At 71.0% G+C, this 26,078-nt stretch carries 26 protein-coding genes; 21 read left to right on the top strand and 5 right to left on the bottom strand.

What is annotated here, in order from left to right:
• Nucleotides 1–6 precede the first annotated feature (6 nt).
• The 9 genes from rsxB (at nucleotide 7) to KAK06_RS06680 (ending at nucleotide 6,472) form a co-directional block, all read left to right on the top strand.
• Complete coding sequence (gene rsxB / locus KAK06_RS06720; RefSeq protein ID WP_210801307.1) at nucleotides 7–687, top strand: electron transport complex subunit RsxB; 681 nt, start codon at nucleotides 7–9, stop codon at nucleotides 685–687.
• Nucleotides 684–1,574 (top strand): DMT family transporter, encoded by an 891-nt coding sequence (locus KAK06_RS06715; RefSeq protein WP_210801163.1) that lies wholly within the window; start codon nucleotides 684–686, stop codon nucleotides 1,572–1,574. The genes rsxB and KAK06_RS06715 overlap by 4 nt, the downstream gene beginning before the upstream one ends.
• Complete coding sequence (gene nth, locus KAK06_RS06710) at nucleotides 1,574–2,200, top strand: endonuclease III (protein WP_210801306.1); 627 nt, start codon at nucleotides 1,574–1,576, stop codon at nucleotides 2,198–2,200. Before KAK06_RS06715 ends, nth begins: the two co-directional genes overlap by 1 nt.
• Nucleotides 2,201–2,275: 75 nt before the next feature.
• On the top strand, nucleotides 2,276–2,755 hold the full coding sequence (locus KAK06_RS06705) for a hypothetical protein (protein WP_210801162.1): 480 nt from the start codon (nucleotides 2,276–2,278) through the stop codon (nucleotides 2,753–2,755).
• Nucleotides 2,733–3,155, top strand: a complete 423-nt coding sequence (locus tag KAK06_RS06700) for a hypothetical protein (protein ID WP_210801161.1) — start codon at nucleotides 2,733–2,735, stop codon at nucleotides 3,153–3,155. The genes KAK06_RS06705 and KAK06_RS06700 overlap by 23 nt, the downstream gene beginning before the upstream one ends.
• Nucleotides 3,156–3,191: 36 nt before the next feature.
• Nucleotides 3,192–4,199 (top strand): D-2-hydroxyacid dehydrogenase family protein, encoded by a 1,008-nt coding sequence (locus KAK06_RS06695; RefSeq protein WP_210801160.1) that lies wholly within the window; start codon nucleotides 3,192–3,194, stop codon nucleotides 4,197–4,199.
• Nucleotides 4,196–5,383 (top strand): MFS transporter, encoded by a 1,188-nt coding sequence (locus tag KAK06_RS06690; RefSeq protein WP_210801159.1) that lies wholly within the window; start codon nucleotides 4,196–4,198, stop codon nucleotides 5,381–5,383. The genes KAK06_RS06695 and KAK06_RS06690 overlap by 4 nt, the downstream gene beginning before the upstream one ends.
• On the top strand, nucleotides 5,376–5,951 hold the full coding sequence (locus KAK06_RS06685) for a chromate transporter (RefSeq protein WP_210801158.1): 576 nt from the start codon (nucleotides 5,376–5,378) through the stop codon (nucleotides 5,949–5,951). The genes KAK06_RS06690 and KAK06_RS06685 overlap by 8 nt, the downstream gene beginning before the upstream one ends.
• Nucleotides 5,948–6,472: a chromate transporter gene (locus KAK06_RS06680; RefSeq protein ID WP_310741052.1), complete on the top strand. Its 525-nt coding sequence runs from the start codon at nucleotides 5,948–5,950 to the stop codon at nucleotides 6,470–6,472. Before KAK06_RS06685 ends, KAK06_RS06680 begins: the two co-directional genes overlap by 4 nt.
• Nucleotides 6,473–6,489: 17 nt before the next feature.
• Here KAK06_RS06680 and KAK06_RS06675 read toward each other — a convergent pair whose 3' ends face one another.
• The gene (locus tag KAK06_RS06675) at nucleotides 6,490–6,825 is read right to left on the bottom strand and encodes a hypothetical protein (RefSeq protein ID WP_210801156.1); all 336 of its coding nucleotides are present in this window, start codon (nucleotides 6,823–6,825) and stop codon (nucleotides 6,490–6,492) included.
• On the bottom strand, nucleotides 6,822–7,463 hold the full coding sequence (gene upp, locus KAK06_RS06670; protein WP_210801155.1) for a uracil phosphoribosyltransferase: 642 nt from the start codon (nucleotides 7,461–7,463) through the stop codon (nucleotides 6,822–6,824). The genes KAK06_RS06675 and upp overlap by 4 nt, the downstream gene beginning before the upstream one ends.
• A gap of 116 nt (nucleotides 7,464–7,579) precedes the next feature.
• Here upp and nosR point away from each other — a divergent pair, with 116 nt between their 5' ends.
• Genes nosR through KAK06_RS06650 form a run of 4 tightly spaced genes read left to right on the top strand, consistent with a single transcriptional unit; the run spans nucleotide 7,580 to nucleotide 14,457 of the window.
• Nucleotides 7,580–8,944: a response regulator c-di-GMP phosphodiesterase, NosR family gene (gene nosR / locus KAK06_RS06665; protein WP_210801154.1), complete on the top strand. Its 1,365-nt coding sequence runs from the start codon at nucleotides 7,580–7,582 to the stop codon at nucleotides 8,942–8,944.
• Nucleotides 8,944–11,076, top strand: coding sequence for a PAS domain-containing sensor histidine kinase (locus KAK06_RS06660; RefSeq protein WP_210801153.1), 2,133 nt, complete (start codon nucleotides 8,944–8,946; stop codon nucleotides 11,074–11,076). Before nosR ends, KAK06_RS06660 begins: the two co-directional genes overlap by 1 nt.
• Before the next feature lie 4 nt (nucleotides 11,077–11,080).
• The gene (locus KAK06_RS06655; protein WP_210801152.1) at nucleotides 11,081–13,615 is read left to right on the top strand and encodes an EAL domain-containing protein; all 2,535 of its coding nucleotides are present in this window, start codon (nucleotides 11,081–11,083) and stop codon (nucleotides 13,613–13,615) included.
• On the top strand, nucleotides 13,612–14,457 hold the full coding sequence (locus tag KAK06_RS06650; RefSeq protein ID WP_210801151.1) for an HDOD domain-containing protein: 846 nt from the start codon (nucleotides 13,612–13,614) through the stop codon (nucleotides 14,455–14,457). The genes KAK06_RS06655 and KAK06_RS06650 overlap by 4 nt, the downstream gene beginning before the upstream one ends.
• A 14-nt stretch (nucleotides 14,458–14,471) precedes the next feature.
• Here the strand turns inward: KAK06_RS06650 and rlmB are convergent, their stop codons facing one another.
• A complete protein-coding gene (gene rlmB, locus KAK06_RS06645) occupies nucleotides 14,472–15,212 on the bottom strand; it encodes a 23S rRNA (guanosine(2251)-2'-O)-methyltransferase RlmB (protein ID WP_210801150.1) in 741 nt (246 codons plus the stop codon).
• 83 nt (nucleotides 15,213–15,295) lie between these two features.
• On the opposite strand from rlmB, the gene KAK06_RS06640 reads away from it, so the two are divergent.
• The 3 genes from KAK06_RS06640 to KAK06_RS06630 are packed head-to-tail and all read left to right on the top strand — an operon-like array spanning nucleotide 15,296 to nucleotide 17,597.
• A complete protein-coding gene (locus tag KAK06_RS06640) occupies nucleotides 15,296–15,892 on the top strand; it encodes an EcsC family protein (RefSeq protein ID WP_210801149.1) in 597 nt (198 codons plus the stop codon).
• 39 nt (nucleotides 15,893–15,931) lie between these two features.
• The gene (locus KAK06_RS06635) at nucleotides 15,932–16,861 is read left to right on the top strand and encodes a DUF2167 domain-containing protein (RefSeq protein ID WP_210801148.1); all 930 of its coding nucleotides are present in this window, start codon (nucleotides 15,932–15,934) and stop codon (nucleotides 16,859–16,861) included.
• Nucleotides 16,862–16,868: 7 nt separating this feature from the next.
• Nucleotides 16,869–17,597 carry a site-2 protease family protein gene (locus KAK06_RS06630; RefSeq protein ID WP_210801147.1) on the top strand — a complete coding sequence of 243 codons (729 nt, stop codon included), beginning with the start codon at nucleotides 16,869–16,871 and terminating at the stop codon, nucleotides 17,595–17,597.
• Nucleotides 17,598–17,604: 7 nt separating this feature from the next.
• Here the strand turns inward: KAK06_RS06630 and KAK06_RS06625 are convergent, their stop codons facing one another.
• Nucleotides 17,605–18,354, bottom strand: a complete 750-nt coding sequence (locus KAK06_RS06625) for an acetyltransferase domain-containing protein (RefSeq protein WP_210801146.1) — start codon at nucleotides 18,352–18,354, stop codon at nucleotides 17,605–17,607.
• Between the two features lie 38 nt (nucleotides 18,355–18,392).
• On the opposite strand from KAK06_RS06625, the gene KAK06_RS06620 reads away from it, so the two are divergent.
• The 5 genes from KAK06_RS06620 to KAK06_RS06600 all read left to right on the top strand — a co-directional run bounded on the left by KAK06_RS06620 (nucleotide 18,393) and on the right by KAK06_RS06600 (nucleotide 25,790).
• Nucleotides 18,393–18,881, top strand: a complete 489-nt coding sequence (locus KAK06_RS06620) for a thioesterase family protein (protein WP_210801145.1) — start codon at nucleotides 18,393–18,395, stop codon at nucleotides 18,879–18,881.
• 92 nt (nucleotides 18,882–18,973) lie between these two features.
• On the top strand, nucleotides 18,974–21,187 hold the full coding sequence (locus tag KAK06_RS06615; RefSeq protein ID WP_210801144.1) for a molybdopterin-dependent oxidoreductase: 2,214 nt from the start codon (nucleotides 18,974–18,976) through the stop codon (nucleotides 21,185–21,187).
• Nucleotides 21,188–21,287: 100 nt separating this feature from the next.
• On the top strand, nucleotides 21,288–21,908 hold the full coding sequence (gene thrH, locus KAK06_RS06610) for a bifunctional phosphoserine phosphatase/homoserine phosphotransferase ThrH (protein WP_210801143.1): 621 nt from the start codon (nucleotides 21,288–21,290) through the stop codon (nucleotides 21,906–21,908).
• Between the two features lie 44 nt (nucleotides 21,909–21,952).
• A complete protein-coding gene (locus KAK06_RS06605; protein WP_210801142.1) occupies nucleotides 21,953–23,932 on the top strand; it encodes a peptidase U32 family protein in 1,980 nt (659 codons plus the stop codon).
• A gap of 163 nt (nucleotides 23,933–24,095) precedes the next feature.
• Nucleotides 24,096–25,790: an ATP-binding protein gene (locus KAK06_RS06600; RefSeq protein ID WP_210801141.1), complete on the top strand. Its 1,695-nt coding sequence runs from the start codon at nucleotides 24,096–24,098 to the stop codon at nucleotides 25,788–25,790.
• Nucleotide 25,791: 1 nt separating this feature from the next.
• Here the strand turns inward: KAK06_RS06600 and KAK06_RS06595 are convergent, their stop codons facing one another.
• On the bottom strand, nucleotides 25,792–26,007 hold the full coding sequence (locus KAK06_RS06595) for a SlyX family protein (RefSeq protein ID WP_210801140.1): 216 nt from the start codon (nucleotides 26,005–26,007) through the stop codon (nucleotides 25,792–25,794).
• Between the last annotated feature and the right edge of the window lie 71 nt (nucleotides 26,008–26,078).

Raw genomic sequence — 26,078 nt, 5'->3', positions numbered from 1 at the left:
GACCAGTTGCCCCCGCTCGATGACGCCGGCCAGGCCCTGGCCCAGCGCATCGACGCCGTCCTGCCGCAGACCCAGTGCACACGCTGCGGCTACCGCGACTGCGCCACCTACGGCCACGCGATCGCTGCTGGCGAGGCCGCGATCAACCAGTGCCCGCCCGGCGGCGCACAGGGCATTGCCCGGCTGTCCGAGGTGACCGGCCGGCCGGTGATCGCCCTGAACACCGAGCACGGCCCTGAGCGGCCGCGCGCGGTGGCCGTCATCGACGAGGCCTGGTGCATCGGCTGCACGCTGTGCATCAAGGCCTGCCCGGTGGACTGCATCGTCGGCGCGTCCAAGCGCATGCACACCATCGTCGAGCCCGACTGCACCGGCTGCGAGCTGTGCGTGCCAGCTTGCCCGGTCGACTGCATCGCCATGGAGCCGGTGACCACGCCGCGCACCGGCTGGGATGCCTGGAGCCCCGAACAGGCCCAGCAGGCACGCGAGCGCTATGCCTTCCGCCAGTTCCGCGTGGTGCGGGAGAAGCAGGAGAACGACGCCCGGCTGGCCGCCAAGGCGGCCCACAAGCTGGCCGACCTGGCCAACCAGTCGCTGCACACCGACCCCGAGGTGCTGGCCCGCAAACGCGCCGTCATCGAGGCCGCGATGGCCCGCGCCAAGGCCCGCCAGGAAGGCGCCGAGTGACCCGCTGGCAGGCCAACGGCCTCTTGCTGCTGGCCTCGGTGATCTGGGGCTCGGCCTTCGTCGCGCAGGTGCTGGGCATGGAAGGCGTCGGGCCGCTGGCCTTCACGGGCCTGCGCTTCCTGCTGGGCGCGGCCGTGGTGGCGCCGCTGGCCTGGCGCGAATGGGGCCATCTGCGCGCCAGCGACCGCGCCCCCGGCGCACGCGAATGGCGCCACGTGGGCCTGCTGGGCGGGCTGCTCACCGCCGGCGTGGTGATGCAGCAGATCGGCCTGACCGCCACCACCGTCACCAACGCCGGCTTTCTGACGGCGCTGTACGTGCCGCTGGTGCCCATCATCGCCTGGCTGCTGCACCGCGAGCGTCCCGACTGGACCGTCTGGCCCGCCGCGCTGGGCAGCCTGGTCGGGACCTGGCTGCTGGCCGGTGGCGCCTCGCTGGACATCGGCCGGGGCGATGCCTGGGTGATCGCCAGCAGCCTGCCCTGGGCCTGTCATGTGCTGTGGGTGGGCCGAGTGGCCAACCGCATGCGCGGCGCCTATGTGCTGGCCTGCGCGCAGTTCCTGGTCTGTGGCGGGGTGGCCACCGCTGTCGGCCTGGTGGTGGAGCCGCTCAGCTGGGACGGCATCCGCGTGGCCGCTGGCGCGATTGCGTACACCGGCGTGCTGTCAGTGGGCGTGGCCTTCACGCTGCAGGTGGTGGGCCAGCGCCATGCGCCGCCGGCCGATGCCGCCATCCTGCTGTCCTCTGAAACCCTGTTCGCTGCGATGTTCGGCGCCTGGCTGATGGGTGACCGCCTGGGTCCGGCCGGGCTGGCCGGCTGTGCCACCATCCTGGGCAGCATCCTGCTGGTCCAGCTCCACCCCCTGCTTGCCGCCCGCCGCCGATGATGACGCCCGCCCAGGTCGAGACCTTTTTTGCCACGCTGCAGCGGGCCAACCCGCACCCCGAAACCGAACTCGCCTTCACCAACGTGTTCGAGCTGCTGGCGGCGGTGCTGCTGTCGGCCCAGGCCACCGACGTCAGCGTCAACAAGGCCACACGTGCCCTCTTCGCCCGCGCGCCCACGCCGCAGAAGATGCTGGCACTGGGGGTGGAGCAGGTCGAGCAGCACATCAAGACGATCGGTCTGTTCCGCACCAAGGCCAAGAACCTGGTGGCCACCTGCCGCATCCTGGTCGAGCAACACGGCGGCTGCGTACCGCGCAGCCGCGAGGCCCTGGAGGCTCTGCCCGGCGTCGGCCGCAAGACCGCCAACGTGGTGCTCAATGTGGCCTTTGGCGAGCCCACCATGGCCGTGGACACGCACATCTTCCGGGTCTCCAACCGCACCGGCCTGGCACCGGGCAAGGACGTGCTGGCGGTCGAGCAGGCGCTGCTGTCCCGCGTGCCGGCAGCCTACCGGGTCGATGCCCACCACTGGCTGATCCTGCACGGCCGCTATGTCTGCACCGCCCGCTCGCCGCAGTGCGCGCGCTGCCAGGTCAGCGCCGTGTGCGAGCGCCGTGGTGTGTGACAGCCGCTTGAACTGACCGCCACCGGGCTGGCTTTTCGGGCCATCGCGGCGGCGATGGGCTGTCACGATGAGCCCATGTTCCGCCGTACCCCCTCCCCACCCGCGCCCGCAGGCCGTTGGCTGGCCCGCCTGATGGGCTGGCGCCAGGCCGCCGCGCCGTCCAGCACCCTGGCCCGGATGGAGGTGCGCCCGCCGGCCCGCTGGGGACAGGCCGACTCGGTGTGGCAATCGCTGTGGCAGTGGCTGCGCGAGGATGCCCAGACCGCGGAGCCGCATCCCGGACCCAAGCTGACGCTGGCCCGCCAGGACTTCTGCACCGCGCTCAACGGCCTGCTGACCCGCGACGCTCAGGACCTGCGCCAGCGCGCCGCCCATGCCCGCTCGCTGCGCGAGCTGTGGCATCTGCGTGCCGAACTCTACGGCCTGATCGCCCGCCACCTGGACCAGCGTGAGGCCGAGCGCCGCCTGGTCGCGGTGAACCGCCATTTCCCTGTCGACACCCGGGCCGTGGCCCACCGGAGCGCCCTTCCCCATGGACACGACCACGCTGCCTGACACCACCTCGGATGCGGCCATGGTTGCCGCAGCGCTGGCCGGCCTGCCCGGCGACCGCCTGGCCCGCCTGGCGGCCCGCCGCGCCTTTGTCGACCTGAAGACCATGTTCATGCGGGCCGTCGAGCCGCTGCAGGACCGCAAGGGCCAGTGGCTGCAGGAGAAGGTCCGCCTGGCCACCGACCCGATGGACCTGTGGCTGCTGCGCGGCCCGGTGCTGTCAGCCCAGTCCGGCAGCAGCGCCGAAGCACTGGCCCTGCGTGCCGAGCTCTACCGGGCCATTGACGGTGTCTTCCCGCAGGCCTTCGGCAGCTCGCACCTGGTGCCGGGCCTGCCCCCCGCTGGGCCGCCCATCCCCAGCCTGGACGCCGCGCGTAACACGCGTCAGATGCCGTTGCGCTGAGCGGCCCGTCCGCGTCCCCGGTGCACAATCGGGGACGTGAACATCATCATCCTCGACGACTACCAGGATGCGGTGCGCAAGCTGCGCTGCGCGACCAAGCTGAATGATCTGCAGGCCAAGGTGTTCACCAACACCGTCAAGGGCCTGGGCCAGCTGTCGGTGCGGCTGCGTGACGCCGAAGTCCTGGTCGCCATCCGCGAGCGCACCACCTTCAACCGCCAGCTGCTCGAGAAGCTGCCGCGCCTGCGCCTGATCGCCCAGACGGGACGCGTCGGGCCGCACATCGACGTCGACGCCTGCACTCGCCTGGGCATTGCCGTGGCCGAGGGCGTCGGCTCGCCGCACGCCCCCGCCGAGCTGACCTGGGCACTGATCATGGCCGCGATGCGCCGCTTGCCGCAGTACATCGGCAATCTCAAGCACGGCGCCTGGCAGCAGGCCGGGCTGAAGTCACAGTCGATGCCGCCCAATTTCGGTCTGGGCATGCTGCTGCGCGACAAGGTGCTGGGCATCTGGGGCTACGGCAAGATTGGCGCGCTGGTGGCGGGCTACGGCCGCGCCTTCGGCATGGAGGTGCGGGTCTGGGCCAGCGGCGACAGCCGCCAGCGCGCCCGGGACGATGGCTACGGTGTCTTTGAAACGCGCGAAGAGCTCTTCGAGCAGTCCGACGTGCTCAGCGTGCACCTGCGCCTGGCCGACACCACACGCCACCTGGTCACCTCGGCCGACCTGGCGCGCATGAAGCCCACCAGCCTGTTCGTCAACACCTCGCGCGCCGAGCTGGTGGAGGACAGCGCGCTGGTGGCGGCGCTGAACCGCGGCCGGCCCGGCATGGCCGCGGTCGATGTCTTCGAGACCGAGCCCATCCTGCAAGGCCATCCGCTGCTGCGTCTGGAAAACGCGATCTGCACGCCGCACATCGGCTATGTCGAGCAGGACAGCTACGAGCTGTACTTCGGCGCTGCGTTCGACAACGTCGTCAACTTCGTCAACGGCACGCCGACCAACATCGTCAACCCCGAGGCGCTGAAGGTCCTGCGGTGAGCGACACCGCGCTGCGGCGGGCCAGTTGGTCGCTGCTGGCCGGCAACTTCGCCATCGGCTGTGGCGTGATGGTGGTGGCCGGCTCGCTCAATGACCTGACGCGCTCGCTGCAGGTCAGTGTGGCGGCCGCCGGCCAGCTGATCACCGTGGCAGCGCTGGCGATGTCGCTGGGCGCGCCGCTGCTGGCCGCCCTGTGCGCCGGCTGGGATCGCCGCCGCCTGCTGGCGCTGGCGCTGATCTGGTACGGGCTGGGCCATGCCGCCAGCGCCCTGATGCCCGACTACGCCGCCCTGCTGCCCGTGCGCGCGCTGTCGGTGCTGGCCGCCGCCGTGTTCACGCCGCAGGCGGCTGCGGCCATTTCCTGGATGGCGCCACCCGAGCGCCGCGGCCGGGCGATCACCTTCGTGTTTCTGGGCTGGTCGGTGGCCTCGGTGCTGGGCATGCCGCTGCACAGCTTCATCGGCGAGACCTTTGGCTGGCGCTGGGCCTTCGGGCTGGTCACCCTGCTGTCGCTCCTGTCGGCCTGGGCCGTCTGGCGGGCCGTGCCCGACGGCGTGCGGCCACCCAGCCTGGGTCTGGACCAGTGGCGCGAGCTGCTGACCCATCCGGTGCTGATGGCCATGGTGGCGGTCACCGCGCTGTCCGGCTCGGGCCAGTTCACGCTGTTCGCCTACTTCGCGCCCTTCTACCGCCAGGTGCTGCAGGCTGACGCTGCACAGATCAGCTTCCTGTTCTTCTGGTTCGGCGGTTTCGGTCTGCTGGGCAATGTGCTGCTCAGCCGCCATGTTGACCGGGTCGGTGCCGGCCGAGCGGTGGCCTGGTCGCTGGCGGGCATGGCGCTGAGCATGGCACTGTGGCCGCTGGCCGGCCAGCTGTGGCTGATGCCGCTGGTGCTGCTGCCCTGGGCACTGACCGGCTTTGCCAGCAACTCGGCCCAGCAGGCCCGGCTGAGCCAGGCCGCGCCGGCCCTGGCACCGGCGCTGATGGCGCTGAACACCTCGGCCATCTACCTGGGCCAGGCCCTGGGCGCGGGTGGTGGTGGTGCGGTGGTGGCGGCCAACCTGTCCGCCGGCCAGCCCCCTTATGAGCGCCTGCACTGGATCGCGCTGGCCTGGATGCTGGCAGCGATGGCGCTGAGCCACTGGGTGTCACGCCGCATCGCGCGCGACCCGACCCATGTCTGAGGCCCGCGCCCAGCCGCGCGGCCTGCGCGACGTCTTCGTGGCCTTCACTCGGCTGTCGCTGATGGGCTTTGGTGGCGTGCTGCCGATCGCCCAGCGGGAACTGGTCGACCGCCTGGGCTGGCTCACGGCGGCCGAGTTCGCCGAGCTGCTGTCGGTGGGCCAGGTGCTGCCCGGGCCGAATGTGGTCAACCTGTCGCTGATGGTGGGCGACCGCTGGTTTGGCCTGCGCGGCGCACTGACCGCCGTGGCCGGCATGCTGGTGGTGCCCATGGCCCTGGTGCTGGCACTGGCCGCGCTCTACCAGGGCTTCGCAGACCAGCCCGCGGTGGTGGGCGCGGTGCGCGGCATGGGCGCGGTGTCGGCCGGTCTGATCGTTGCCATGGGCCTGAAGCTGCTGCCCACGCTGGCACGCAATCCGCTGGGCCGGGCGCTGTGGGTGCCGCTGGCGGCACTGACGCTGCTGCTGGTGGGCATGCTGCGCTGGCCGCTGGTGGCGGTGCTGCCGCTGGTGGGCGTGGTGGGCGTGGCGCTGGCCTGGTGGCGCCTGGGGCGGGGAGTTGGTCGGTGATCGACACCCTGCCCTGGCTGTTTCTGCACTGCCTGACGCTGTCGCTGCTGGCCATCGGCGGCGCGGTGGCCACGGTGCCCGAGCTGCACCGCCATGTGGTCATCGAGCACGGCTGGCTCAGCGATGCCGACTTCACCGGCTCGGTGGCCCTGGCCCAGGCCGCGCCCGGACCGAACCTGCTGTTCGTGGCCGTGGTGGGCTACAACGTGGCCGGGCTGGCCGGGGCGCTGGCCGCAATGAGCGGCATGCTGCTGCCCAGCACCGCGCTGACGCTGGTGGTGTCGCGCTGGGGCTCGCGCCGCCGCGACACCCGCGGCGTACGTGCCTTCGTGGCCGGCCTGGCGCCGGTGACGCTGGGCCTGGTGCTGGCCACCGGCTGGCTGCTGGCGCAGCCCACGCTGCAGCAACCCGCCGCCTGGGCGCTGGTGCTGGGCACGGTGCTGCTGGCCTGGCGCACCAGGCTCAACCCGCTGTGGCCGATTGCTGCGGGCGCGTTGGCGGGGGCGCTGGGCTGGGTCTGAGCCCGCAGCCCCGGCGCTCAGCGCGGGTTGTCGAAGAACACGTACTGGACGTAGTCACCCAGCTCGAAGTAGACGCGCTTCTCGCCCTCGTCGACCTGGCCGTTGAGGTTGGCGTCCAGCACGCCATAGCCGAAGCGGTAGTTGCGCGGCAGATTGTCGTCGGTGCCCAGCGCGGTGCTGAGCTTGTCGATCTTCAGGAAGCGCTTGACCACCTGGTTGCCGGCGTAGACCTCCAGCACGCCGTCGGTGCCGGTCCAGTTCTGGATCTCGCGCTTGATCTGGTTCTGCTTTTCCTGGGTGCAGCCGGCCAGCGCCAGCAGTGCAGCCAGGGCCAGCGGGGCGGCCTTGCTCATCGGGTGTCCTCGTCCTTGGTGCCAAAGATCTTGTCGCCGGCGTCGCCCAGGCCGGGGATGATGTAGCCGTGCTCATTGAGGTGGCTGTCGATCGACGCGGTCCAGCAGCGCACCTCCGGGTGAGCCTTCTCCAGGGCCGCCACGCCCTCGGGTGCTGCCACCAGCACCAGCGCGCGGATGTCCTGGCAGCCGCGGCGCTTGAGCAGGTCGATGGTGGCGATCATCGAGCCGGCGGTGGCCAGCATCGGGTCGATGATCAGCGCGGTGCGCTCGTCCAGATGGCCGACGAATTTCTCGAAGTAGTTGACCGGCTGCAGCGTCTCATGGTCGCGCGCCAGGCCCACCACGCTGACCTTGGCGTTGGGAATCATGTCCAGCACGCCGTCGAGCATGCCCAGGCCGGCACGCAGGATGGGCACCACGGTGACCTTGCGGCCGGCGATCTGGTCGACCTCGACCGGGCCGCTCCAGCAGTCGATGGTCACCTTGCCCAGCGGAAAGTCGGCCGTGGCCTCGTAGGCCAGCAGGCGCGCCAGCTCGCCGGTGAGCTCGCGGAACTTCTTGGTGGAGATGTCGGCTTCGCGCAGCAGTCCGACCTTGTGGCGGACCAGCGGGTGGGGAACGGCGATGACGGGCATGGCAGCGGGGATCGGAGGGCAGCGGCGGCCGGACCCGGCCACCTGCGTCCGATTGTGGCCCTAAAGTGCCCGCCGGATTGGCCGATGACCTCGATGAGCCGCACCAGATCGCGACCATGCCCCTGCCGACCGACGACCCCTCCCCGCCCGCCGCCAGCATCCTGCTGGTCGACGACGAGCCCTCGGTACTGAGCGCCTTGCGGCGCCTGCTGCGCCCGCATGGCTACCGCCTGCAGCAGGCCACCTCGGGGGCCGAGGCGCTGGCGCTGCTGCGCGAAGCCCCGGTCGATCTGATCATCTCGGACATGCGCATGCCCAGCATGGATGGCGCGCAGTTCCTCGAGGCCTCGCGCGAACCCGCGCCCGAGGCGGTGCGCATCCTGCTGACCGGCTACGCCGACATCTCATCCACCGTGCAGGCGATCAACCGCGGCGAGCTGCACCGCTACATCCAGAAGCCCTGGGATGACCAGGACATCCTGCTGATCGTGCGCCAGGCGCTGGAGCGCCAGGGCCTGGAGCGGCGCAACCGCCAGCTCTCGGCCGAAAACGCGCGCCGCAACGAGGAGCTGCGCCAGCTCAACGCCAGCCTCGAGGCCCGGGTCAAGGCCCGCACCGCCGAGATCGAGCAGATCAACGACATGCTCGAGAAGGCCTACGAGGAGCTCAACGAGAACTTCAAGCTCGCCGTCAACCTCTTCTCCGGCCTGATGGAAGCGCGCGAGGGCGGCATGGCCGGCCATGGTCGCCGGGTTGCGGACCTGTCGCGCCGCGTGGCCATCAAGCTGGGCCTGGCCGAGCGCGAGCGCGAGGACGTCTACCTGGCCGCGCTGTTGCACGACCTGGGCAAGATGGGCTTCCCGGATGGCATGCTGCGCCGCCCGGTGTCGGTCTACAGCCCCGAGGAGCTGGCGCGCTACCGCAAGCACCCGCTGGACGGTGAGGCCGCCCTGATGCCGCTGGCCAAGATGCACGGCGTGGCGCGCATCGTGCGCCAGCACCACGAACGCTTCGACGGCAAGGGTTTCCCGGACGGCGTGGTGGGCGACGAGATCGTTCTGGGCGCACGCATCGTCGCCGCAGCCAGCGACTACGACGGCCTGGTCACCGGCAGCCTGACCGAGAGCGCCTACAGTGCCGACACCGCGCTGCAGTCGCTGCGCGGCAGCGCCGGCAGCCGCTACGACCCGCGCGTGGTGGAAGCGCTGGAGCAGGCCCTGGCCGAACAGGCCCGCGAGATCAACACCGACCGCAAGGTCGATGTGCGGGAGCTGCAGCCCGGCATGGTGCTGGCGCGTGATCTGCTGTCGTCCAAGGGCGCGATCCTGTTGGCCGCCGGCTATGTGTTCGAGCCCCGGGTGATCCGCCAGGTCAACGAGTTCGCCCAGCGCGAGGGCCTGCGGCTGAGCCTGTTCATCCGCGCTGAATCGACCACCCCGCACTTCGTCCGACCGGCCCTGGCCGCTGCGGCCACCTCCTGATGAGCGACCTGCACCTGCCCTTTGCCGACGAACTGCTGGCGCGCAGCCTGATCGATGCGCTGCCGGTGCCGGCTGCGCTGCACCGCGGCGACACCCTGCTCGCGGCCAACACCGCGCTGCAGCGCCTGAGCGGCCTGGACGAGGACGCGCTGCGCGCCCTGCCGGCAGCGCGCCTGCTGGTCGAGTCCGACCGCGCCGCGCTGCAGGCCGCCGCCCAGGCCAGCCTGGCCGGCCAGGAGCCGCCGGTGCTGGCCAGCACCCTGCTGACCCGCGACGCCAGCGAACGCCAGGTCGAGATCACCCAGCGCCTGGTGGTGCTCGGCGGCCAGCCGACGGTGCTGATGACCTGCATCGACCATTCAGACATCCACCATGTGCAAAGCAGCCTGTTCGCCCTCAGCGACATGCTGCGCCAGATCGTCGACCACGCCCCGCTGGCCACTTTCGTGCTGGACATGAACCACCGGGTCACGCACTGGAACGCCGCCTGTGCCAGCCTGACGGGCCAGCCGGCTCACGAGATGATTGGCCGCACCGACACCTGGCGCGCCTTCTACCCCACCGAACGCGCGCTGATGGCCGATCTGGTGGTCGACGGCCTGAGTGGCGAGGCACTGATGGCGCGCTACGGCGAGGCTGCCCAACCCTCCAAGCTGGTGCCCGGATTCTGCGAGGTCGAGGCCTTCTTCGGCCACCTCGGCGAATTCGGACGCTGGATCTTCTTCACCGCCGCACCGCTGCGCAATGCCCAGGGCGAGATCATCGGTGCCGTGGGCTCGATGCAGGACATCACCACCCGCAAGCAGGCCGAGGAAGAGTTGATGTGCCACCGCAACCAGCTGGAGCTGCTGGTCGAGGCACGCTCGCAGGAGCTGGAAGCCAGCATGCAGGCGCTGGAGGCCTTCATCGACAACGCGCCCATCGGCGTGAGCTATGTGCGCGCCCACCGCATCGAGCGCTGCAACCGCGCCATGGAGCAGATGTTCGGCATGGCCGAAGGCAGCGCGGTCGGCCGCGACACGCCGTCGCTGTTCGACAGCCCGGCCGGGTTCAAGTCCTTCCTGGCCGTGGCCGGGCCCGAGCTGCTGGCCGGCCGGCCCACCCACCAGGAGCAGTGGTTGCGGCGGGTGGACGGCCAGCGCATCTGGGTGCAGATGAACGCCTTCATGCCCGACCCGAAGGACCCCCAATGGGGCTCCTGGTGGATGGTGCAGGACCGCACCGAGGTGCGCGCCGCCCAGGACGAGCTGCGCGAGCAGTTCGAGCACGTGCGCGACACCAACCGCAAGCTCGAGGAAGCGCAGAACCAGCTGCTGCAGTCCGAGAAGATGGCCTCGATCGGTCAACTGGCGGCGGGCGTGGCGCACGAGATCAACAACCCGATCGGCTTCGTCAGCTCCAACCTGAACACGCTGCGCCAGTACGTCAACGACATCCTGCGGCTGGTGGACACCGGCAAGACCGCGATCGACCAGCTGCCCAACGAGCCGCTGCTCGACCCGGTGCGCCAGATGCGCGAGGAGATCGAGATCGACTACCTGCGCGAGGACCTGCCACAGCTGCTGGACGAAAGCGCCGAGGGCCTGTCCAGGGTCAAGAAGATCGTCCAGGACCTGAAGGACTTCTCCCGCGTCGACCAGTCCGAATGGCAGGACGCCGACCTCAACGCCGGCCTGGAATCCACGCTGAACGTGGTGCGCAACGAGGTCAAGTACAAGGCTGACGTGGTCAAGGCCCTGGGCCCACTGCCGGCGGTGCGCTGCCTGGCCGGCCAGCTCAACCAGGTCTTCATGAACCTGATCGTCAACGCCTCGCACGCGATCAGCGGCCACGGCACGATCACGCTGTCCAGCGGCACCCAGGACGCCTGGGCCTGGATCCAGGTGGACGACACCGGCTGCGGCATGTCGGACGAGGTGCGCCGGCGCATTTTTGAACCCTTCTACACCACCAAGGAGGTCGGCAAGGGCACCGGCCTGGGACTGTCGCTGGCCTTCTCGATCGTGCAGCGCCATGGCGGAGCGATCCAGGTGCGCTCGACGCCGGGCGTGGGCAGCGCCTTCAGGGTCTGGGTGCCGATCGCCGGCCCGGAATCGCTGCCTGCGGGCAGCCAGCCACCCAGCTGGGGCTGACACCATGCTGCCCAACGCCCTTGCCCCCACCGAGCCGCTGGCCGAGATGCTGCGCCAGTGCGAGTCACTGTGCCAGGCGGGCAGCTTCGTCGTCAGCGGCCCCGACTGGCTGGTCCAGCCCTCGGCCGGTCTGCTGACCCTGCTGGGGCTGCCCGCCGATTCACCAGCCCAAGCGCTGGCGGCGCTGGCCTGGGTGCCCGAGCCCGAGCGCAAGCTGCTGGCGCACCTGTGGCGCCATGCCCAAGCCGGCACGGTCTTCGACCTGCGCCACACGGTCCTGACCGCCGACGGCCGGCGGCTGCAGGTGCTTCACCGCGGTTTGCTGCGCCATGCCGCCACCGAGCCGCAGGGGCCCTCGGGTTTCGCGGTGCTGCACGATGTCACGGCCCAGCGCGAGGCCGAAGAGCGCCTGCACGCGCTGTCCCACGCCAACGAGACCACTGGCCTGCCCAACCGCGCCTGGCTGCTGCAGAAGCTGGACATGGCGGTCAACGCCAGTGGCTGGGACCAGCGCGGCTTCAGCGTGCTGTCGGTCGAGGTGCCGCGCATCGCCGAGCTGGCCAGCTCGATGGGCTTTGGCGCTGCCGATGCATTGGCCGGCGCACTGGCTGCCCGCTTGCGCGCCTTTCGCTCACGCGACGAGTTCGTCGCCCAGATGGGCAGCAGCGAGTTCGCGCTGGTGATCCGCCACCCCAGCGGCCTGGTGCGCGCCGACATCGAGGCCCGCGCCCGCGCCCTGATCGATGCGCTGCAGCAGCCGGTCCGGCTGGGCCGCGTGGACGTGCATCCGCACTGCCGTGTCGGCGTGGCCGCCTACCCCGATGACGGCCCGGCCGGCCCGCGCGTGCTGGAAGCGGCCCAGGCCGCGCGCGCCGACGCCGGCACCGCCACACCCATCGCCTTCCACACCCTGGATGCGGACGAGCGCAACCTGCGTGCCCTGGCGCTGGAGAACGAGCTGCGCCAGGCCCTGGAGCACGGCGAATTCCGCCTGCACTACCAACCCCAGGTCAGCCTGCAAGGCGGCGAGATCTACGGTGTCGAGGCCCTGCTGCGCTGGTTCCGTGCCGATGGCAGCAGCGTGGCGCCGGGCGACTTCCTCCCGGTGGCCGAGCGCACCGGCCTGGTGGCGGCGATCGGTGACTGGGTGATCCGCGAGGCCAGCCAGCAGGCCGTGGCCTGGCGGCGCGCCGGCGTGCCGGCCACGCGCATCGCGATCAACCTCTCGCCGGTGCAGTTCCAGGTGGGCGATGTGGCGCGCAGCTTGCGCAGCGCGCTGGACGACAGCGGCGCCCAAGCCTCGGACCTGGGGCTGGAGCTGACCGAAAGCGCCCTGCTGCACGACGGCGACCGCGTGGCGGCCACGCTGGGCGCGCTGCAGGCCAGCGGGCTGGAGATTTCGCTGGACGACTTCGGTACGGGCTTCTCCAGCCTCAGCCGCCTGCGCCAGCTGCCGATCGATGTGCTCAAGATCGACCGCAGCTTCGTCCAGGACATCACCACCTCGGCGGAGGCGGCGTCGGTCGTGCGCTCGATCATCAACCTGGCGCACGGCCTGAAGGTTCGTGTGCTGGCCGAGGGCGTCGAGACCGAGGCGCAGCTGCGCCTGCTGGCCAGCGCCGGCTGCGACGCCATCCAGGGCTATTTCTTCAGCCCGCCAGTGGACGCCGACACGCTGGCCACGATGCTGCGCACGCGCCGCCAGCTGCCGGCCGAGCTGGCCGGCAGCCGCACGCGTTCGCGCACGCTGCTGCTGGTCGATGACGAGGAGAACATCCTGTCGTCGCTGCGCCGCCTGTTCCGCCGCGACGGCTACAAGCTGCTGACCGCCACCAGCGGCGAGCAAGCGCTGGCGCTGCTGGCCACCACCGAGGTCGACGTCATCGTCTCCGACCAGCGCATGCCCGGCATGGCGGGCGTGGACTTTCTGCGCCGCGCCAAGGAGCTCTGGCCCGACACGATCCGCATGACCCTCTCGGGCTTCACCGACCTGCAGACCATCATCGACGCGGTCAATGAAGGCGCCGTCTTCAAGTTCCTGACCAAGCCCTGGGACGACGACCGCCTGCGCGAGCACGTCGCCCAGGCCTTCCGCCAGAAGGAGCTGGCCGACGAGAACCGCCGGCTCACCCAGGCCCTGGCGCGTGCCAGCATCGAGCAGGCCAGCCTGAACCGCCGCATGTCCTCGCTGCTGGCCCAGCAGCGCGAGCAGGCCGAGCTGGTGGAGGCCGGTGCCGGCGGCGTGCGCGACCTGCTGGAGCTAATGCCCGCCGCGGTGCTGGGCATTGATCCGGAGGGCACGCTGGCCTATCTGAACGAGCGCGCCAGCGAGCTGTTCCCGCAGGCGCTGGGATCGCTGGGCCAACCGCCGGCCGCCGAGCTGGCGACCGTGTTGAACCAGTTGCGAACGGCCCAGGCCACCGGCCTGGTCACGCTGGGCGACCAGCAGTGGCGCGGCTGGCTGCGGCACATCGACGGCGCCGAGTTCAACCGCGGCGACCTGCTGGTGCTGCTGCCCTGCTGTAAGGATGCCGCATGAATGTCACCCTCGAGCTGCCGGACCTGAGCCGCCGCCTGGCCGACCTGCCACCGCTGCCGGCCGCGCTGGCCGAGGTGCTGCAGGCGCTGCGCCAGGGCGGGCTGACGATGGAGCGCTGCATCGCGCTGATCGAGCGTGATCCGTCGCTGGCGGCGCGCTGCCTGCGCCTGGCCAATTCGCCCTTCTATGGTCGGCCGGGCCGGATTGGGTCGGTCAGCGGCGCGGTCACGCTGCTGGGCCTGCGCACGGTGAACCACCTGCTGACCGCGGTCACGCTGCAGCAGGCGATCCGCCCCGAGCAATGCCCCGGCTTCGACCTCAACGGCTTCTGGCGCCACGCGATGAACGTGGCCATGGCAGCCTCGACGATCGGCCCGCGCCTGGACCTGGATCCGAGCGAGGCCTTCCTGGCCGGTCTGCTGCACGACCTGGGCGAGCTGATGCTGGTGCTGCTGGTGCCGGAGATCGTGGCCGAGGTCGAGCGCCGCACGGCCGCTGGCGAGCCGGTGCGGCAGGTCGAACGCGCGCTGCTGGGCACTGACCATGTCGAGGTCGGCTCGGCCGTGGCGCGGCGCTGGAACTTCCCGCCCGCGATCGTCGAGGCCATCGCCGACCACCACCGCGGCGGGCCCGCGCAGGCGCAGTCCCAGGCGCCCGGGCTGGCGATGCTGCTGTCGCAGATCCACCAGCTGACCGGTCCGCTCGAACGCGGCTGGACGCCCGAGCAGGCCATGGCCATGGTGCCCGAGAGCACCTGGCAGGCGCTGCGCTTCGTGCCTGAGGAGCGCAGCGACCTGCTGCTGCGCCTGTCAACCAGCCTGGCAGCGATCGGCCAGGCCTGAAACGCCCGGTCTCGTCATCGCCGCTGGCGCAGCACCTCGTACAGGCAGACACCGGCCGCCACCGAGACATTCAGGCTCTCGACCGCGCCCGCCATCGGGATGCTGACCAGTTCGTCGCAGGTCTTGCGGGTGATTTGCCGCAGGCCCTTGCCCTCGGCGCCCAGCACCAGCGCGACCGGGCCGCGCAGATCCAGGTCGTAGATCGTGCGCTCGGCATCGTCGCTGGTGCCGATGATGTGCAGGCCGCGCTCCTTCATCTCGGCCAGGCTGCGCGCCAGGTTGGTGACCATCAGGTAGGGCACGGTCTCAGCGGCACCGGACGCCACCTTGGCCACCGTCGCGTTCAGGCCCACCGCGTGGTCCTTGGGCGCGATCACCGCGTGCGCGCCGGCGCCATCGGCCACGCGCAGGCAGGCGCCCAGGTTGTGCGGGTCGGTCACGCCATCGAGCGCCAGCAGCAGCGGCGAGATGCCGGCGGCTTCGACCTCCTCCATCACCTCGTCCAGCGAATGGCGGGGCCTGAGCGGCTGCACCCGCGCCACCACGCCCTGGTGGCGCGGCGAGGCCGCCAGACGGCTGAGCTGTTCGTCGTTGCTCTCCACCACCCGCACGCCCGCCTCACGGGCGCGCTCGGCGAAGCTGCGCATGCGCGCGTCGCGCCGGGTGGCGTCAAGGTGGATCTCGTCGATCGATTCGGGTGCGGTCTTCAGGCGCACCGTCACGGCATGGAAGCCGTAGAGGGTCTTGCTGGACATGTCGGCGGCCAAGGCGGCAAAACCGACAGGTTAACAGGGTGGTCAGGGCTGGAATCCCGGCCAATTGCCCCCATCATCCCGCCATGAGCCGATCTGCCGCCCGCGCCACACCAGAGTCCCAGCCCGCCGACGCCCTGGGCAGCGCCGTGCTCGGCGTGATCGGCCAGGCGCCGCGCTCGCGCCTGCGCCGCCGCGCCGATCCGGCCGCCGCCTGCGACGATCTGATCCGCCGCGCTGCCGGCAAATCCGCCATGGCTGCCGGCGCGCTCGCCCTGCCGCTGGGCCCGATCGGCTGGCTGACGGTGCTGCCTGAGCTGGCCACGGTGTGGCGCCTGCAAAGCGCGCTGGTGGCCGACATCGCCGCCGTCCACGGCCACCCGCCGCCCTCGCCCGAGCAGTTGCTGTACTGCCTGTTCGACCACACCGGCGCGCGCATCGTGCGCCAGTTGCTGGTGCAGACCGGCGAGCGCGGCCTGGTCCAGGTGGCCTCGGCCCAGCTGCTGCGCATGGCCGCCGCCAAGGTGGGTGCGTCCATCGCCAAGCGCGTGGCCGGGCGCAGCCTGGCGCGCTGGCTGCCGCTGGCCGGCGCCGCTGGCATGGCCGCCTGGGCCGCCTGGGACACGCGCCAGGTCGGCCGCACCGCCCAGGCGTTGTACGCCCGGCCGTTGATCGCCGACTAGCATGGACAATGCCCTCCTCGACCAGGGAGGAGATGCGCCATGCACCCACGCAGTGCCGCAGCCGCGCTGTGCCAACTGATCACGCTGGGCCTGCTGGCTCTGCTGTCCTGGGCCGCCAGCGCCCAGCCTGCCGACGACGCCCAGGTGCGCGCACGCCAGACCTGGGAGGCTGCCCGGGCTGCGGCCCAGGCCGGTCCGTCCAGCGTGGCCCTGTCCGGCCAGGCCCACCTGGCCCTGCCTGCCGGCCGGCTGTTCATCCCCCAGCCGCACGCCACGCGGCTGCTGCAGGCCATGGGCAACCCGGGCGACGACCCGCGCCTGCAGGGCCTGGTCTTCCCGGACGATGGCAGCGACTGGTTCATGACGGTGCGCTTTGATCCCGCCGGTTACATCCGCGATGACGACGCCCGCGACTGGAATGCCGACGAGCTGCTCACCAGCTACCGTGAGGGCACCGAGGCCAGCAATGAGGAACGTGTCAAGCTGGGGGCGCCCGCGCTGGAGATCCTGGGCTGGGCCCAGGCGCCGGTCTACGACGCCAGCACCCACCGCCTGGTCTGGGCCATGAAGTCGCGCCAGAAGGGGCTCTCCGCCGAGGACGACCTGGGTGTCAACTACAACACCTACCTGCTGGGTCGCGAGGGCTACTTCAGCATGAACCTGGTGACCGGGCTGAAGGACCTGCCGCAGTACCAGGGCGCCGGCCAGACCCTGCTGGCGGCGCTGTCCTTTGACGAGGGCAAGCGCTACGCCGACTTCGACGCCAGTACCGACAAGGTCGCCGAGTACGGCCTGGCCGCACTGGTGCTGGGCGTGGGGGCGAAGAAGCTGGGCCTGCTGGCGCTGGCCGGCGCCTTTCTGGCCAAGTTCGCCAAGCTGGGCATCCTGGCGCTGGCCGGCCTGGGCGCGCTGGTGACCCGACGCCTCAAGCGCAAGCCCGCACCGGGCGCCGAACCGCCAGCCCGTTGAACCAGGCATGATCAAGCTGTTGTTGCTGCTGCTGTCCGGCGCCAAGCTGGGCAAACTGCTGGTGAGCGGCGGCTCGATGCTGCTGTCGCTGGCCGTGTATGCGCTGGTGTATGGCTGGCGCTATGCCGCCGGTTTCATCGCCCTGCTGTTCGTGCACGAGCTGGGTCATCTGCTGGCGGCGCGCCACCGCGGCCTGGACGTGGGCTGGCCGACCTTCATTCCCTTTGTGGGCGCCTGGGTGGAGCTGAAGGCGCGGCCGCACAACGCCGAGACCGAGGCCTTCGTCGGCCTGGGCGGGCCGCTGCTGGGCACCGTGGGCGCCGTGCTGTGCTACCTGCTGGCCCGCGGCGAGGGCGACCTGCCCTGGCTGCTGGCCGTGGCCTATGCCGGCTTCTTCCTGAACCTCTTCAACCTGATTCCGCTGTCGCCCTTCGATGGCGGCCGCATCACCGCGGTGCTGTCGCCGCGCATCTGGCTGCTGGGCGTGCCGGTGCTGGTGGCGCTGTTCTGGTGGCGGCCCAGCCCGATGCTGCTGATCGTGGCGGTGCTGGCGGCGCCGCAGGTGTGGCAGGCCCTGCGCTGGCGTCGTCAGCATGCCGACACCTACTACACCGTGCCGCTGGCCACCAAGATCGAGTACAGCCTGTACTACTTGGCGCTGCTGGGCTTTCTGGCCGTGATGACGCACGACGTGCACGAGATGCTGCAGTCGCTGCGGCAGGCCGCCCCGCGCTGAACCCCGCTCAGCGCAGCGCCTGCCAGGCCATCAGCGCCCCGAACAGGATCGGCTGGTGCAGCATGTAGATGCGCAAGGGCCGCGCGCCCAGCCAGGCCAGGCCGCCCAGGGCGCGGGGCAGCGGTCCGGTCAGCCAGTGGCGCCGCCGCGTCAGCACCCAGCCGCCGATCGCCAGTCCCCAGAGCAGCACCCCCAGCCAGGGCAGCACCGGCACATAGTCCTCGGTCGCCGGCAGGCGCGTCACCAGGCCGGTCCACCAGCCCCAGCGCTGATCGAACAGCGGGTGCTGCCACATGCGCGGTGCCAGCAGCGCGAACGCACCCCCTCCCCACAGCAGTCCCTGGGCTCGGGCCGAGGCCAGCTCGCCCCCCAGCCGCGGCGCCACGCCCAGGCGCACCAGCACCAGCATCACCGCGATGCCGTGCAGCACGCCAAAGCTGATCCAGCGCTGCGGAAACACCAGTGCCGAGCCCGCCGACACCAGCAGCGCGCAGCCGGCCACCTGTGCCCAACGGCGCCAGAAGCGGCTGGCCGACTGCCCCGCCTGCACCGCCACCGCCTGCCCCAGGCCGGCGCACAGCAGGAACAGGCTGACGATGGCGGTGCGCTGCAGCGTCCAGAACGGATCGACCAGAAAGCGCTGCGGCGGATCCAGCAGCCGGAAGTGGTTCAGGTCGTAGGCGAAATGGAAGGCCACCATCCAGACGATGGCCACGCCCCTGAGGGCATCGAGGCGGTCGAAGCGGTCGCCGGGCATGCGCCGACGATAGCGCAGCTTCAGGCCACAATCCGCGCATGACCCATGTCGCCACCACCCGCCGTTCGCCCGAGGAGCAGGGCCTGCTTGAGACCGCGCTGACCGAGCTGTTCGAGCACAAGGTCACCTTCAACCAGACCCTGGGCATGAAGATGGTGTCACTGTCGCTGCCGGCACCGTCGGCCCGCATCGACATGCGGCCCGACCTGATCGGTCACTACCTGTACGGCCGGCTGCATGGCGGCGTGATCTCGGCCGTGCTGGATGCCATGGGTGGCGTGGCCGTGATGGTGGCCCTGACCGAGAAATACTGCGACGAGGCCGCCGAGGTGGTGATGCACCGCTTCAGCCGTCTGGGCACGATCGACCTGCGGGTGGATTACCTGCGCCCCGGCATCGGCGAGCATTTCATCGCCTCGGCCGAGGTGGTGCGCCTGGGCGGCCGGGTGGCCAGCACGCAGATGCGCCTGGTCAACCAGGACGGCACCTTGATTGCCACCGGCGCGGCCGCCTACATCGTCAGCTGATCCGGGAAAGCCCGGCCCTGGCGCGTCGCCCGGGCGACATCGCCAGGCGGTGCGGCGCGCGACGATGCGGCCCTTGCCGACCAGGAGCCCGCATGAGCGCCACTGTCCACCGCCGCATCTGCCCCTTGTGCGAGGCCTGTTGCGGCCTCGAGATCGAGGTCGCCGATGGCCGGGTACAGCGCATCCGCGGCGCCGAGGACGACGTCTTCAGCCGCGGCTTCATCTGCCCCAAGGCGGTGGCGCTGAAGGACCTGCACGAGGACCCCGACCGCCTGCGCACGCCATTGATCCGCCGCGGCGCCACGCTGGAGCCGGCCACCTGGGACGACGCCTTCGCCGAGATCGAGCGCCGCCTGCGGCCCATCATCGCCGAACACGGCCGCGATGCAGTGGCGCTGGCGGTGGGCAACCCGGCGGCGCACAAGATGGGCCTGCTGCTGTACTTCGCGCGGCTGGCGCGCGCGCTGGGTTCGCGCAATGTGTTCTCGGCCTCCACGCTCGACCAGATGCCGCGCCAACTGCAGTGCGGCTGGATGTACGGCCACTGGCTCAGCGTGCCGGTGCCGGACATCGCCCGCACCCGGCTGCTGGTGATCCTGGGCGGCAACCCGATGGCCAGCAACGGCAGCATGTGGACGGTGCCCGATTTCCGCGGCAAGGCCAAAGCGCTGCGCGAGCGCGGCGGGCGGCTGGTGGTGATCGATCCGCGCCGCACCGAGACCGCGGCGATCGCCGACCAGCACCTGGCGATCCGTCCCGGCGCCGATGTCTTCCTGCTGGCGGCACTGCTGCAGGTGGTGTTCGCCGAGGGCCTGGCGCGGCCCGGCCGCGCGGGCGAGCTCAGCCGCGGCCTGGACGATCTGCAGGCCGCCGTGGCCGCGTTCACGCCCGAGACCGTGGCGGCCCGCTGCGGCCTGCCGGCCGAGACCCTGCGCCACCTGGCGCGCGACATCGCACGCAGCGAGGCCGCCTGCGTCTACGGCCGCCTGGGCGTGCACACCCAGCGCTGGGGCACCACCTGCGCCTGGCTGATCGACGCGCTCAACCTGGTCACCGGCCACCTGGACGAGCCCGGCGGCGCGATGTGGCCGCGCGCCGCCGCGTTTGCGGCCAACACCGAGGGCCGTCCGGGCCAGGGCCGCGGCATCGTCACCGGTCGCCACGCCAGCCGCGTCAGCGGTGCGCCCGAGGTGTTCGGCGAACTGCCGATGACCTGTCTGGCCGAGGAGATCACCACGCCCGGCCCGGGCCAGGTGCGGGCCCTGATCACCGCCGGGACCAACCCGGTGCTGTCGGCGCCAGGAGGCCAGCGCCTGGCCGACGCCCTGGACGGCCTGGACTTCATGCTCAGCCTGGACATCTACCTGAACGAGACCAGCCGCCACGCTGACGTCATCCTGCCCGGCCGCTCACCGCTGGAAGACGGCCACTACGACATCGCCTTCCCGCAGCTGTCCGACCGCAACCACGCCCGCTACAGCCCCGCCGTACTGCCCGCCGACGACGCCGCTCACCCGCCGGAGTGGCGCCTGCTGTTGCGGCTGGCGGCGCTGGTCAGCGGCCAGGGCGCCGACGCCGATCTGGACGCGCTGGACGACGCGCTGCTGGCCGAGGACCTGCGCCGCCGCGCGCCACAGCACGCCGATGCCCTGCTGGCCGCGCTGTCGCCGCGCCGCGGCCCCGAGCGCCTGCTGGACCTGGCGCTGCGCGCCGGACCGTATGGCGACGCCTTCGGCCAGCGCCCTGGCGGCCTGAGCCTGGACCGCTTGGCCGCCGCGCCCGCCGGCATCGACCTGGGCGAGCTGCAGCCCCGCCTGCCCGAGGTGCTGCGCACGCCCGACGGCCTGATCGACCTGGCCCCCGCCGCCTGCGTGGCCGACCTGGCGCAGGCCGCCGAGCGGCTGGCCGAGCCGGCGCCGCCGCTGGTCGTGATCGGCCGGCGCGACCTGCGCAGCAACAACAGCTGGATGCACAACCTGCCGGTGCTGGCCAAGGGCCCCGACCGCAGCACACTGTGGGTCCACCCCGACGACGCCGCCGCCCATGGCGTGGCCGAGGGGGGTGCAGCGCGCCTGGCCGGTCCCGGCGGCGAGGTGGGCGTGCGGGTGAACTGCAGCACCGACCTGCCCCGCGGTGTGGTCTGCTTGCCGCACGGCTGGGGCCACGACCGGCCCGGCGCGCAGCTGCGCGTGGCTGCCGAGCGGCCCGGCGCCAGCCTCAATGACCTGCTCGATGAGCGCCTGCGCGACCCGCTGTCGGGCAATGCCGTGCTGGCCGGTGTGCCGGTGACGCTGGCGCCCGCCTGAGCTGCCACTGACAGCCCCGCGCCAGGGGCGGCAGGTATCATGCGCGCCGTTTCGCGGCGGGCGCTGTCCCGCCCTGCCCCTCTTCCCGCGGAGTCATGTCATGCAAGTCGTCTGCCTGGACCTCGAAGGCGTCCTGGTGCCCGAGATCTGGATCGAGTTCTCCCAGCGCACCGGCATCCCCGAGTTCTCCCGCACCACCCGCGACGAGCCCGACTACGACAAGCTGATGCGCTTTCGCATCGACCTGCTGGCGAAGAACGGCCTGAAGCTCAAGGACATCCAGGACGTCATCGGCGGCATGCGGCCGCTGGACGGCGCCAAGGATTTCCTGGACACGCTGCGCGAGCAGTTCCAGGTCATCATCCTGTCGGACACCTTCTATGAGTTTGCCGACCCGCTGATGCGCCAGCTGGGCCGCCCCACACTGTTCTGCCACAAGCTGGTGATCGACGAGCAGGGCTTCGTGCGCGATTACCAGCTTCGCCAGCCCGACCAAAAGCGCCATGCGGTCAATGCGCTCAAGGGCCTGAACTTCCAGGTCATGGCCGCCGGCGACAGCTACAACGACACCGGCATGCTGGGCGCCGCCCACGCCGGCTTCTTCATCCATCCGCCGGCATCCATCGTCGCGCAGTTCCCGCAGTTCCCGGTCAACCACGACTACGCGCAGCTGCTGGCCAACTTCCGCGCTGCGTCGGCCCGCCTGCTGGCCGCGGCCTGACCCCACGGCGGCGCGGCACCGGCCACGCCGGTACCATCCGCGCCATGAACCGCCCCACCACGCTGGAACTGCTGGCCCCCGCCCGCGATGCCGAGATCGGCATCGAGGCGGTCAACCATGGCGCTGACGCGGTCTACATCGGCGGCCCGGGCTTTGGCGCACGCGCCTCGGCCGGCAACCCGGTGGCCGAGATCGAGCGCCTGGTGCGCCACGCCCACCGCTTTGGCGCGAAGATCTTTGTCACCCTCAACACCATCCTGCGCGACGACGAGCTGGCGCCCGCCGCGCGCATGGTGCGCGATGTCTACGAGGCCGGCGTCGATGCGCTGATCGTGCAGGACATGGGCCTGATGGAGCTGGATCTGCCGCCCATCGAGATCCATGCCTCCACCCAGTGCGACATCCGCACGCTGGACAAGGCCCGCTTCCTGGCCGCCAGCGGCTTTTCGCAGCTGGTGCTGGCGCGCGAGCTGACGCTGCCGCAGATCCAGGAGATCGCCCAGGCCCTGCCCGACACCGTCATCGAGTTCTTCATCCACGGTGCGCTGTGCGTGGCCTACAGCGGCCAGTGCTATGTCAGCCATGCGCAGACCGGCCGCAGCGCCAACCGCGGCGACTGCTCGCAGGCCTGCCGCCTGCCCTGGACCGTCACCGACACGCAGGGCCGCATCGTCGCGCACGAGAAGCATGTGCTGTCGATGAAGGACAACAACCAGTCGGCCAACCTGGGGGCGCTGATCGACGCCGGCGTGCGCAGCTTCAAGATCGAGGGCCGCTACAAGGACATGGGCTACGTGAAGAACATCACCGCCCATTACCGCCGCCTGCTCGATGAGGAACTGGCGCAGCGCCCAGCCCTGCGCGCCGCCTCGTCCGGCCGCACCACCTTCAGCTTCACGCCCGACCCGCAGCGCAACTTCAACCGCGGCGCCACCGATTACTTCGTCAACGGCCGCCAGATCGACATCGGCGCTTTCGACACGCCCAAGCATGCCGGCATGCCGCTGGGCCATGTGCTGAAGCTGGCGAAAGACCACCTGGAGGTGCAGCTTGACGACGGCGTGGGCGAGCCGAACAACGGCGACTCGATCACCTGGTTTGACCTGCAGGGTGAGCTCGCCGGCGTGCAGGTCAACACGGTGGAACCGATCGATGCTGCCGCCGGCCGCTGGAAGCTGGTGCCCAAGGAGCCGCTGGCCACGCTGAAGGATCTGCGCCGCGACACCCTCCTCAGCCGCAACCGCGACATGGCCTGGGACCGGGTGCTGCGCAAGAACAGCGCCGAGCGCCGCATCGCGCTGGACCTGCAGCTGTCCGAAACGCCCGAGGGCTTCGCGCTCGACCTGGTCGACGCCGACGGCCATGCGGCCCGCGCCACAGTGGCCCATGCGCACCAGCCGGCCGAGCACGCCGAGCGCGCCGAGACCGCGCTGCGCGACGGCCTCGCCAAGCTGGGCACGACGATCTTCGAGGCCCGCAGCGTGCGCCTGGCGCTGAGCCAGCCCTGGTTCCTGCCCGCCAGCACGCTCAACACCCTGCGCCGCGACGCCGTGGCCGCCCTCGAAGCCGTGCGCGAGCAAGCTCGCCAGGCGTCCCGCCCTCGCCGCCGCCCCGCGCAGCAACCGCCGGTGCCGTACCCCGAAGACACGCTGAGCTACCTGGCCAACGTCTACAACCACCAGGCCCACGACTTCTATGTGCGCCATGGCGTGCAGGTGGTGGGCGCGGCGTATGAAAGTCACCAGGAGCTGGGCGACGCCAGCCTGATGATCACCAAGCACTGCGTGCGCTTCTCGCTGAGCCTGTGCCCCAAACAGGCCAAGGGCGTGACGGGGGTCCAGGGGACGGTACGTGCCGAGCCGCTGACCATCCAGCACGGCGACGAGATCCTCACGCTGCAGTTCGACTGCAAGCCCTGCGAGATGCATGTGGTCGGCCGCATGCAGCGATCGGTCGTGAACAAGGCCCGTCAGATGCGGCAGGCCGACGGCGCGCCTGTGCGTTTCTACCGGCAGCGCCCCTGAGCGGCGCGGTGTTCGTGGGATGGCCGGCCGCGACGCCGGACCTGACAATGCGCTGACTGTTCCATTTGCTCTGCCCCTCGAGTTGACCCCGACCGATATCGACCTCGAACTCCGCCGGGGTGCTCTTCACTTTTCCGTCTCTGGCGCCCGGGCCAGCGTGCCGATGCTGTGGCTGGCTGTGGCCGTGCTGCTGGCGCCGGCCTGGACGCTTGCGCCTTTCTGGCCCGCCTTGCCGGTGGCCGCCGTCGCGCTGTTCAGTGGCCTGTGGCGGCTGTGGTTCATGCACCGCCTGAACCAGCAGCCGCCCGCCGATGCTGTCGCCCTGCGCAGCGCCGAGCGGCAGGTGCAGGCCAATGCGGTCCTCAGCGGCCTGATGTGGTCCGCCGCCACGGTCTGGCTGCTGCCGCAGCTGACGCCGCACCAGGCCACGCTGCACATGGGCATCCTGCTGGGTGCGACCTGCGTGGCCTCGTTCTACATGTCGCTGATCGGCCGCTCGTTCGAATGGATCGCCGTGCCCGCCGCGGCCTCACTGATCGGCGTGGCGCTGTGGACCCGGCCCGAGCAACTGTTCGAGGTGGTGGTGGGCACCGCGGTGCTGTTTGCGGCGCTGATGCGCGGCGCCATGCACTTTCGCCGTACCACGCTGCAGGCGCTGCGCCAGAGCCTGGAGACGGCGGCCGTCAATGAGCAGCTGCAGGCCGCCAACCGGCAACTTGAACGTGACGCCGCCGCCCGCGCCCGCTTTCTGGAGACCATGACGCACGAGATCCGCCGACCCATGAGCGGCACCATCGGCGCCCTGGACCTGCTGGCGCGCGAGCCGCTGACGCCCCGCCAGGCGCGCATCGTCGACGCCGCACGGCGCTCCAGCAGCGGGCTGATGCAGTCGCTGGCCGAGGTGCTGGAGTTCAATGCCCTGGACACCGCAGGAACCACGCTGTGGCCCAAGCCGCTGGCGCTGGGCGAGTGGGCCTCGTCCGTGCTGGCCGGGCACAACGACGCCGCCGCCGCCAAGGGCCTGCGGCTGACGCTGACCCTCGCCCCCACGCTGCCCGCTGCGGTGCTGGCCGACCGCGCCAGGCTCACCCAGTTGGTGGATGCGCTGCTGTCCAATGCCGTGCGCTTCACCGACCGCGGACAGGCCAGCCTGTCGCTGGACGGGTCGGCCGAGCAGGGTCTGGTCATCGAGGTGAGTGACAGCGGCCAGGGCCTGTCGACTGTGGATGCCGCCATGGTCTTCGAGCCCTTCTTCCAGGTGGACCATGGCCCGCAGCGCGCCGCCACCGGCGCCGGTCTGGGTTTGACGATCGCCCAGCGTCTGGCGCGCCAGATGGGGGGCGATATCCAGGTGGACAGCGTGCTGGGGCGGGGCAGCCGCTTCACGGTGCGCCTGCCCTTGCGCGCCACCCAGGCGCCGGCCGTCCGGCCCGAGCCGCTGGGCGTGGCCAGCGACCAGACCCTGCAGGGCACGGTGCTGGTGGTCGACGACGACGCCCAGAACCGCCTGGTGGCCGTGGAGATGCTGTCGCGCCGCGGCCTGGAGGTCCTGGAGGCCGTGGACGGCTTGCAGGCTCTGGACCTGCTGCACAAGGGCGGCATCGGTCTGGTCCTGATGGACGGCCAGATGCCGGCGCTGGACGGCTACGAAGCCACGCGCCGTTGGCGTGAACGCGAGGAGCGCCTGGGCACGCCGCGGGTGCCGATCATCGGCATCAGCGCCAACAACCCGGTCGAGCACGAGCTCCTGTCACGCCATGCCGGCATGGACGACCACCTCGAGAAGCCCTTCGGGATGGACGAGTTGCTGCGCCGCATCGCGCCCTGGCTGCCCGGCGGGCCGGCGCCAGCGATCTGACTCAGTAGTGCGGTGGCCGCTCGTCGAGCAGCCCGCTGCCCGGCGTGCCACTGTCGCCCCCCTGCCGGCGCAGCTGCAGCAGTTCGCGCGCCAGCCACTCGATCTGCGTCTGCTGGCGCGCCACCAGGCCGTTCAGCGTGTCGGTCAGGTCTTCCAGGTAGCTGATCTTGATCTCCAGCGCCGTCAGGCGCTGATCCGCATCAGGGGATTCGCTCATGGCTGGGGATTATCAGATTCCACGACGGCGTCAAGGATGGCCCAGCACTTAACATACGGGACTTCCCGCCG

This window comes from Ideonella aquatica, from assembly GCF_018069755.1.
GTDB lineage: Bacteria > Pseudomonadota > Gammaproteobacteria > Burkholderiales > Burkholderiaceae_C > Ideonella > Ideonella aquatica.
The sequence above is the reverse complement of the archived record's forward strand: the minus strand, read 5'-3'. Positions and strand labels throughout refer to the sequence as shown.

What these genes read in the sequence shown, in the direction of transcription:
- nth (WP_210801306.1), top strand. Translation starts at nt 1,574, where the DNA reads ATGACGCCCGCCCAGGTCGAGACCTTTTTTGCCACGCTGCAGCGGGCC.
- KAK06_RS06705 (WP_210801162.1), top strand. Translation starts at nt 2,276, where the DNA reads ATGTTCCGCCGTACCCCCTCCCCACCCGCGCCCGCAGGCCGTTGGCTG.
- KAK06_RS06700 (WP_210801161.1), top strand. Translation starts at nt 2,733, where the DNA reads ATGGACACGACCACGCTGCCTGACACCACCTCGGATGCGGCCATGGTT.
- KAK06_RS06685 (WP_210801158.1), top strand. Translation starts at nt 5,376, where the DNA reads ATGTCTGAGGCCCGCGCCCAGCCGCGCGGCCTGCGCGACGTCTTCGTG.
- KAK06_RS06675 (WP_210801156.1), bottom strand. Translation starts at nt 6,825, where the DNA reads ATGAGCAAGGCCGCCCCGCTGGCCCTGGCTGCACTGCTGGCGCTGGCC.
- upp (WP_210801155.1), bottom strand. Translation starts at nt 7,463, where the DNA reads ATGCCCGTCATCGCCGTTCCCCACCCGCTGGTCCGCCACAAGGTCGGA.
- nosR (WP_210801154.1), top strand. Translation starts at nt 7,580, where the DNA reads ATGCCCCTGCCGACCGACGACCCCTCCCCGCCCGCCGCCAGCATCCTG.
- KAK06_RS06660 (WP_210801153.1), top strand. Translation starts at nt 8,944, where the DNA reads ATGAGCGACCTGCACCTGCCCTTTGCCGACGAACTGCTGGCGCGCAGC.
- KAK06_RS06655 (WP_210801152.1), top strand. Translation starts at nt 11,081, where the DNA reads ATGCTGCCCAACGCCCTTGCCCCCACCGAGCCGCTGGCCGAGATGCTG.
- KAK06_RS06650 (WP_210801151.1), top strand. Translation starts at nt 13,612, where the DNA reads ATGAATGTCACCCTCGAGCTGCCGGACCTGAGCCGCCGCCTGGCCGAC.
- rlmB (WP_210801150.1), bottom strand. Translation starts at nt 15,212, where the DNA reads ATGTCCAGCAAGACCCTCTACGGCTTCCATGCCGTGACGGTGCGCCTG.
- KAK06_RS06640 (WP_210801149.1), top strand. Translation starts at nt 15,296, where the DNA reads ATGAGCCGATCTGCCGCCCGCGCCACACCAGAGTCCCAGCCCGCCGAC.
- KAK06_RS06635 (WP_210801148.1), top strand. Translation starts at nt 15,932, where the DNA reads ATGCACCCACGCAGTGCCGCAGCCGCGCTGTGCCAACTGATCACGCTG.
- KAK06_RS06630 (WP_210801147.1), top strand. Translation starts at nt 16,869, where the DNA reads ATGATCAAGCTGTTGTTGCTGCTGCTGTCCGGCGCCAAGCTGGGCAAA.
- KAK06_RS06625 (WP_210801146.1), bottom strand. Translation starts at nt 18,354, where the DNA reads ATGCCCGGCGACCGCTTCGACCGCCTCGATGCCCTCAGGGGCGTGGCC.
- KAK06_RS06620 (WP_210801145.1), top strand. Translation starts at nt 18,393, where the DNA reads ATGACCCATGTCGCCACCACCCGCCGTTCGCCCGAGGAGCAGGGCCTG.
- KAK06_RS06615 (WP_210801144.1), top strand. Translation starts at nt 18,974, where the DNA reads ATGAGCGCCACTGTCCACCGCCGCATCTGCCCCTTGTGCGAGGCCTGT.
- thrH (WP_210801143.1), top strand. Translation starts at nt 21,288, where the DNA reads ATGCAAGTCGTCTGCCTGGACCTCGAAGGCGTCCTGGTGCCCGAGATC.
- KAK06_RS06605 (WP_210801142.1), top strand. Translation starts at nt 21,953, where the DNA reads ATGAACCGCCCCACCACGCTGGAACTGCTGGCCCCCGCCCGCGATGCC.
- KAK06_RS06600 (WP_210801141.1), top strand. Translation starts at nt 24,096, where the DNA reads ATGCTGTGGCTGGCTGTGGCCGTGCTGCTGGCGCCGGCCTGGACGCTT.
- KAK06_RS06595 (WP_210801140.1), bottom strand. Translation starts at nt 26,007, where the DNA reads ATGAGCGAATCCCCTGATGCGGATCAGCGCCTGACGGCGCTGGAGATC.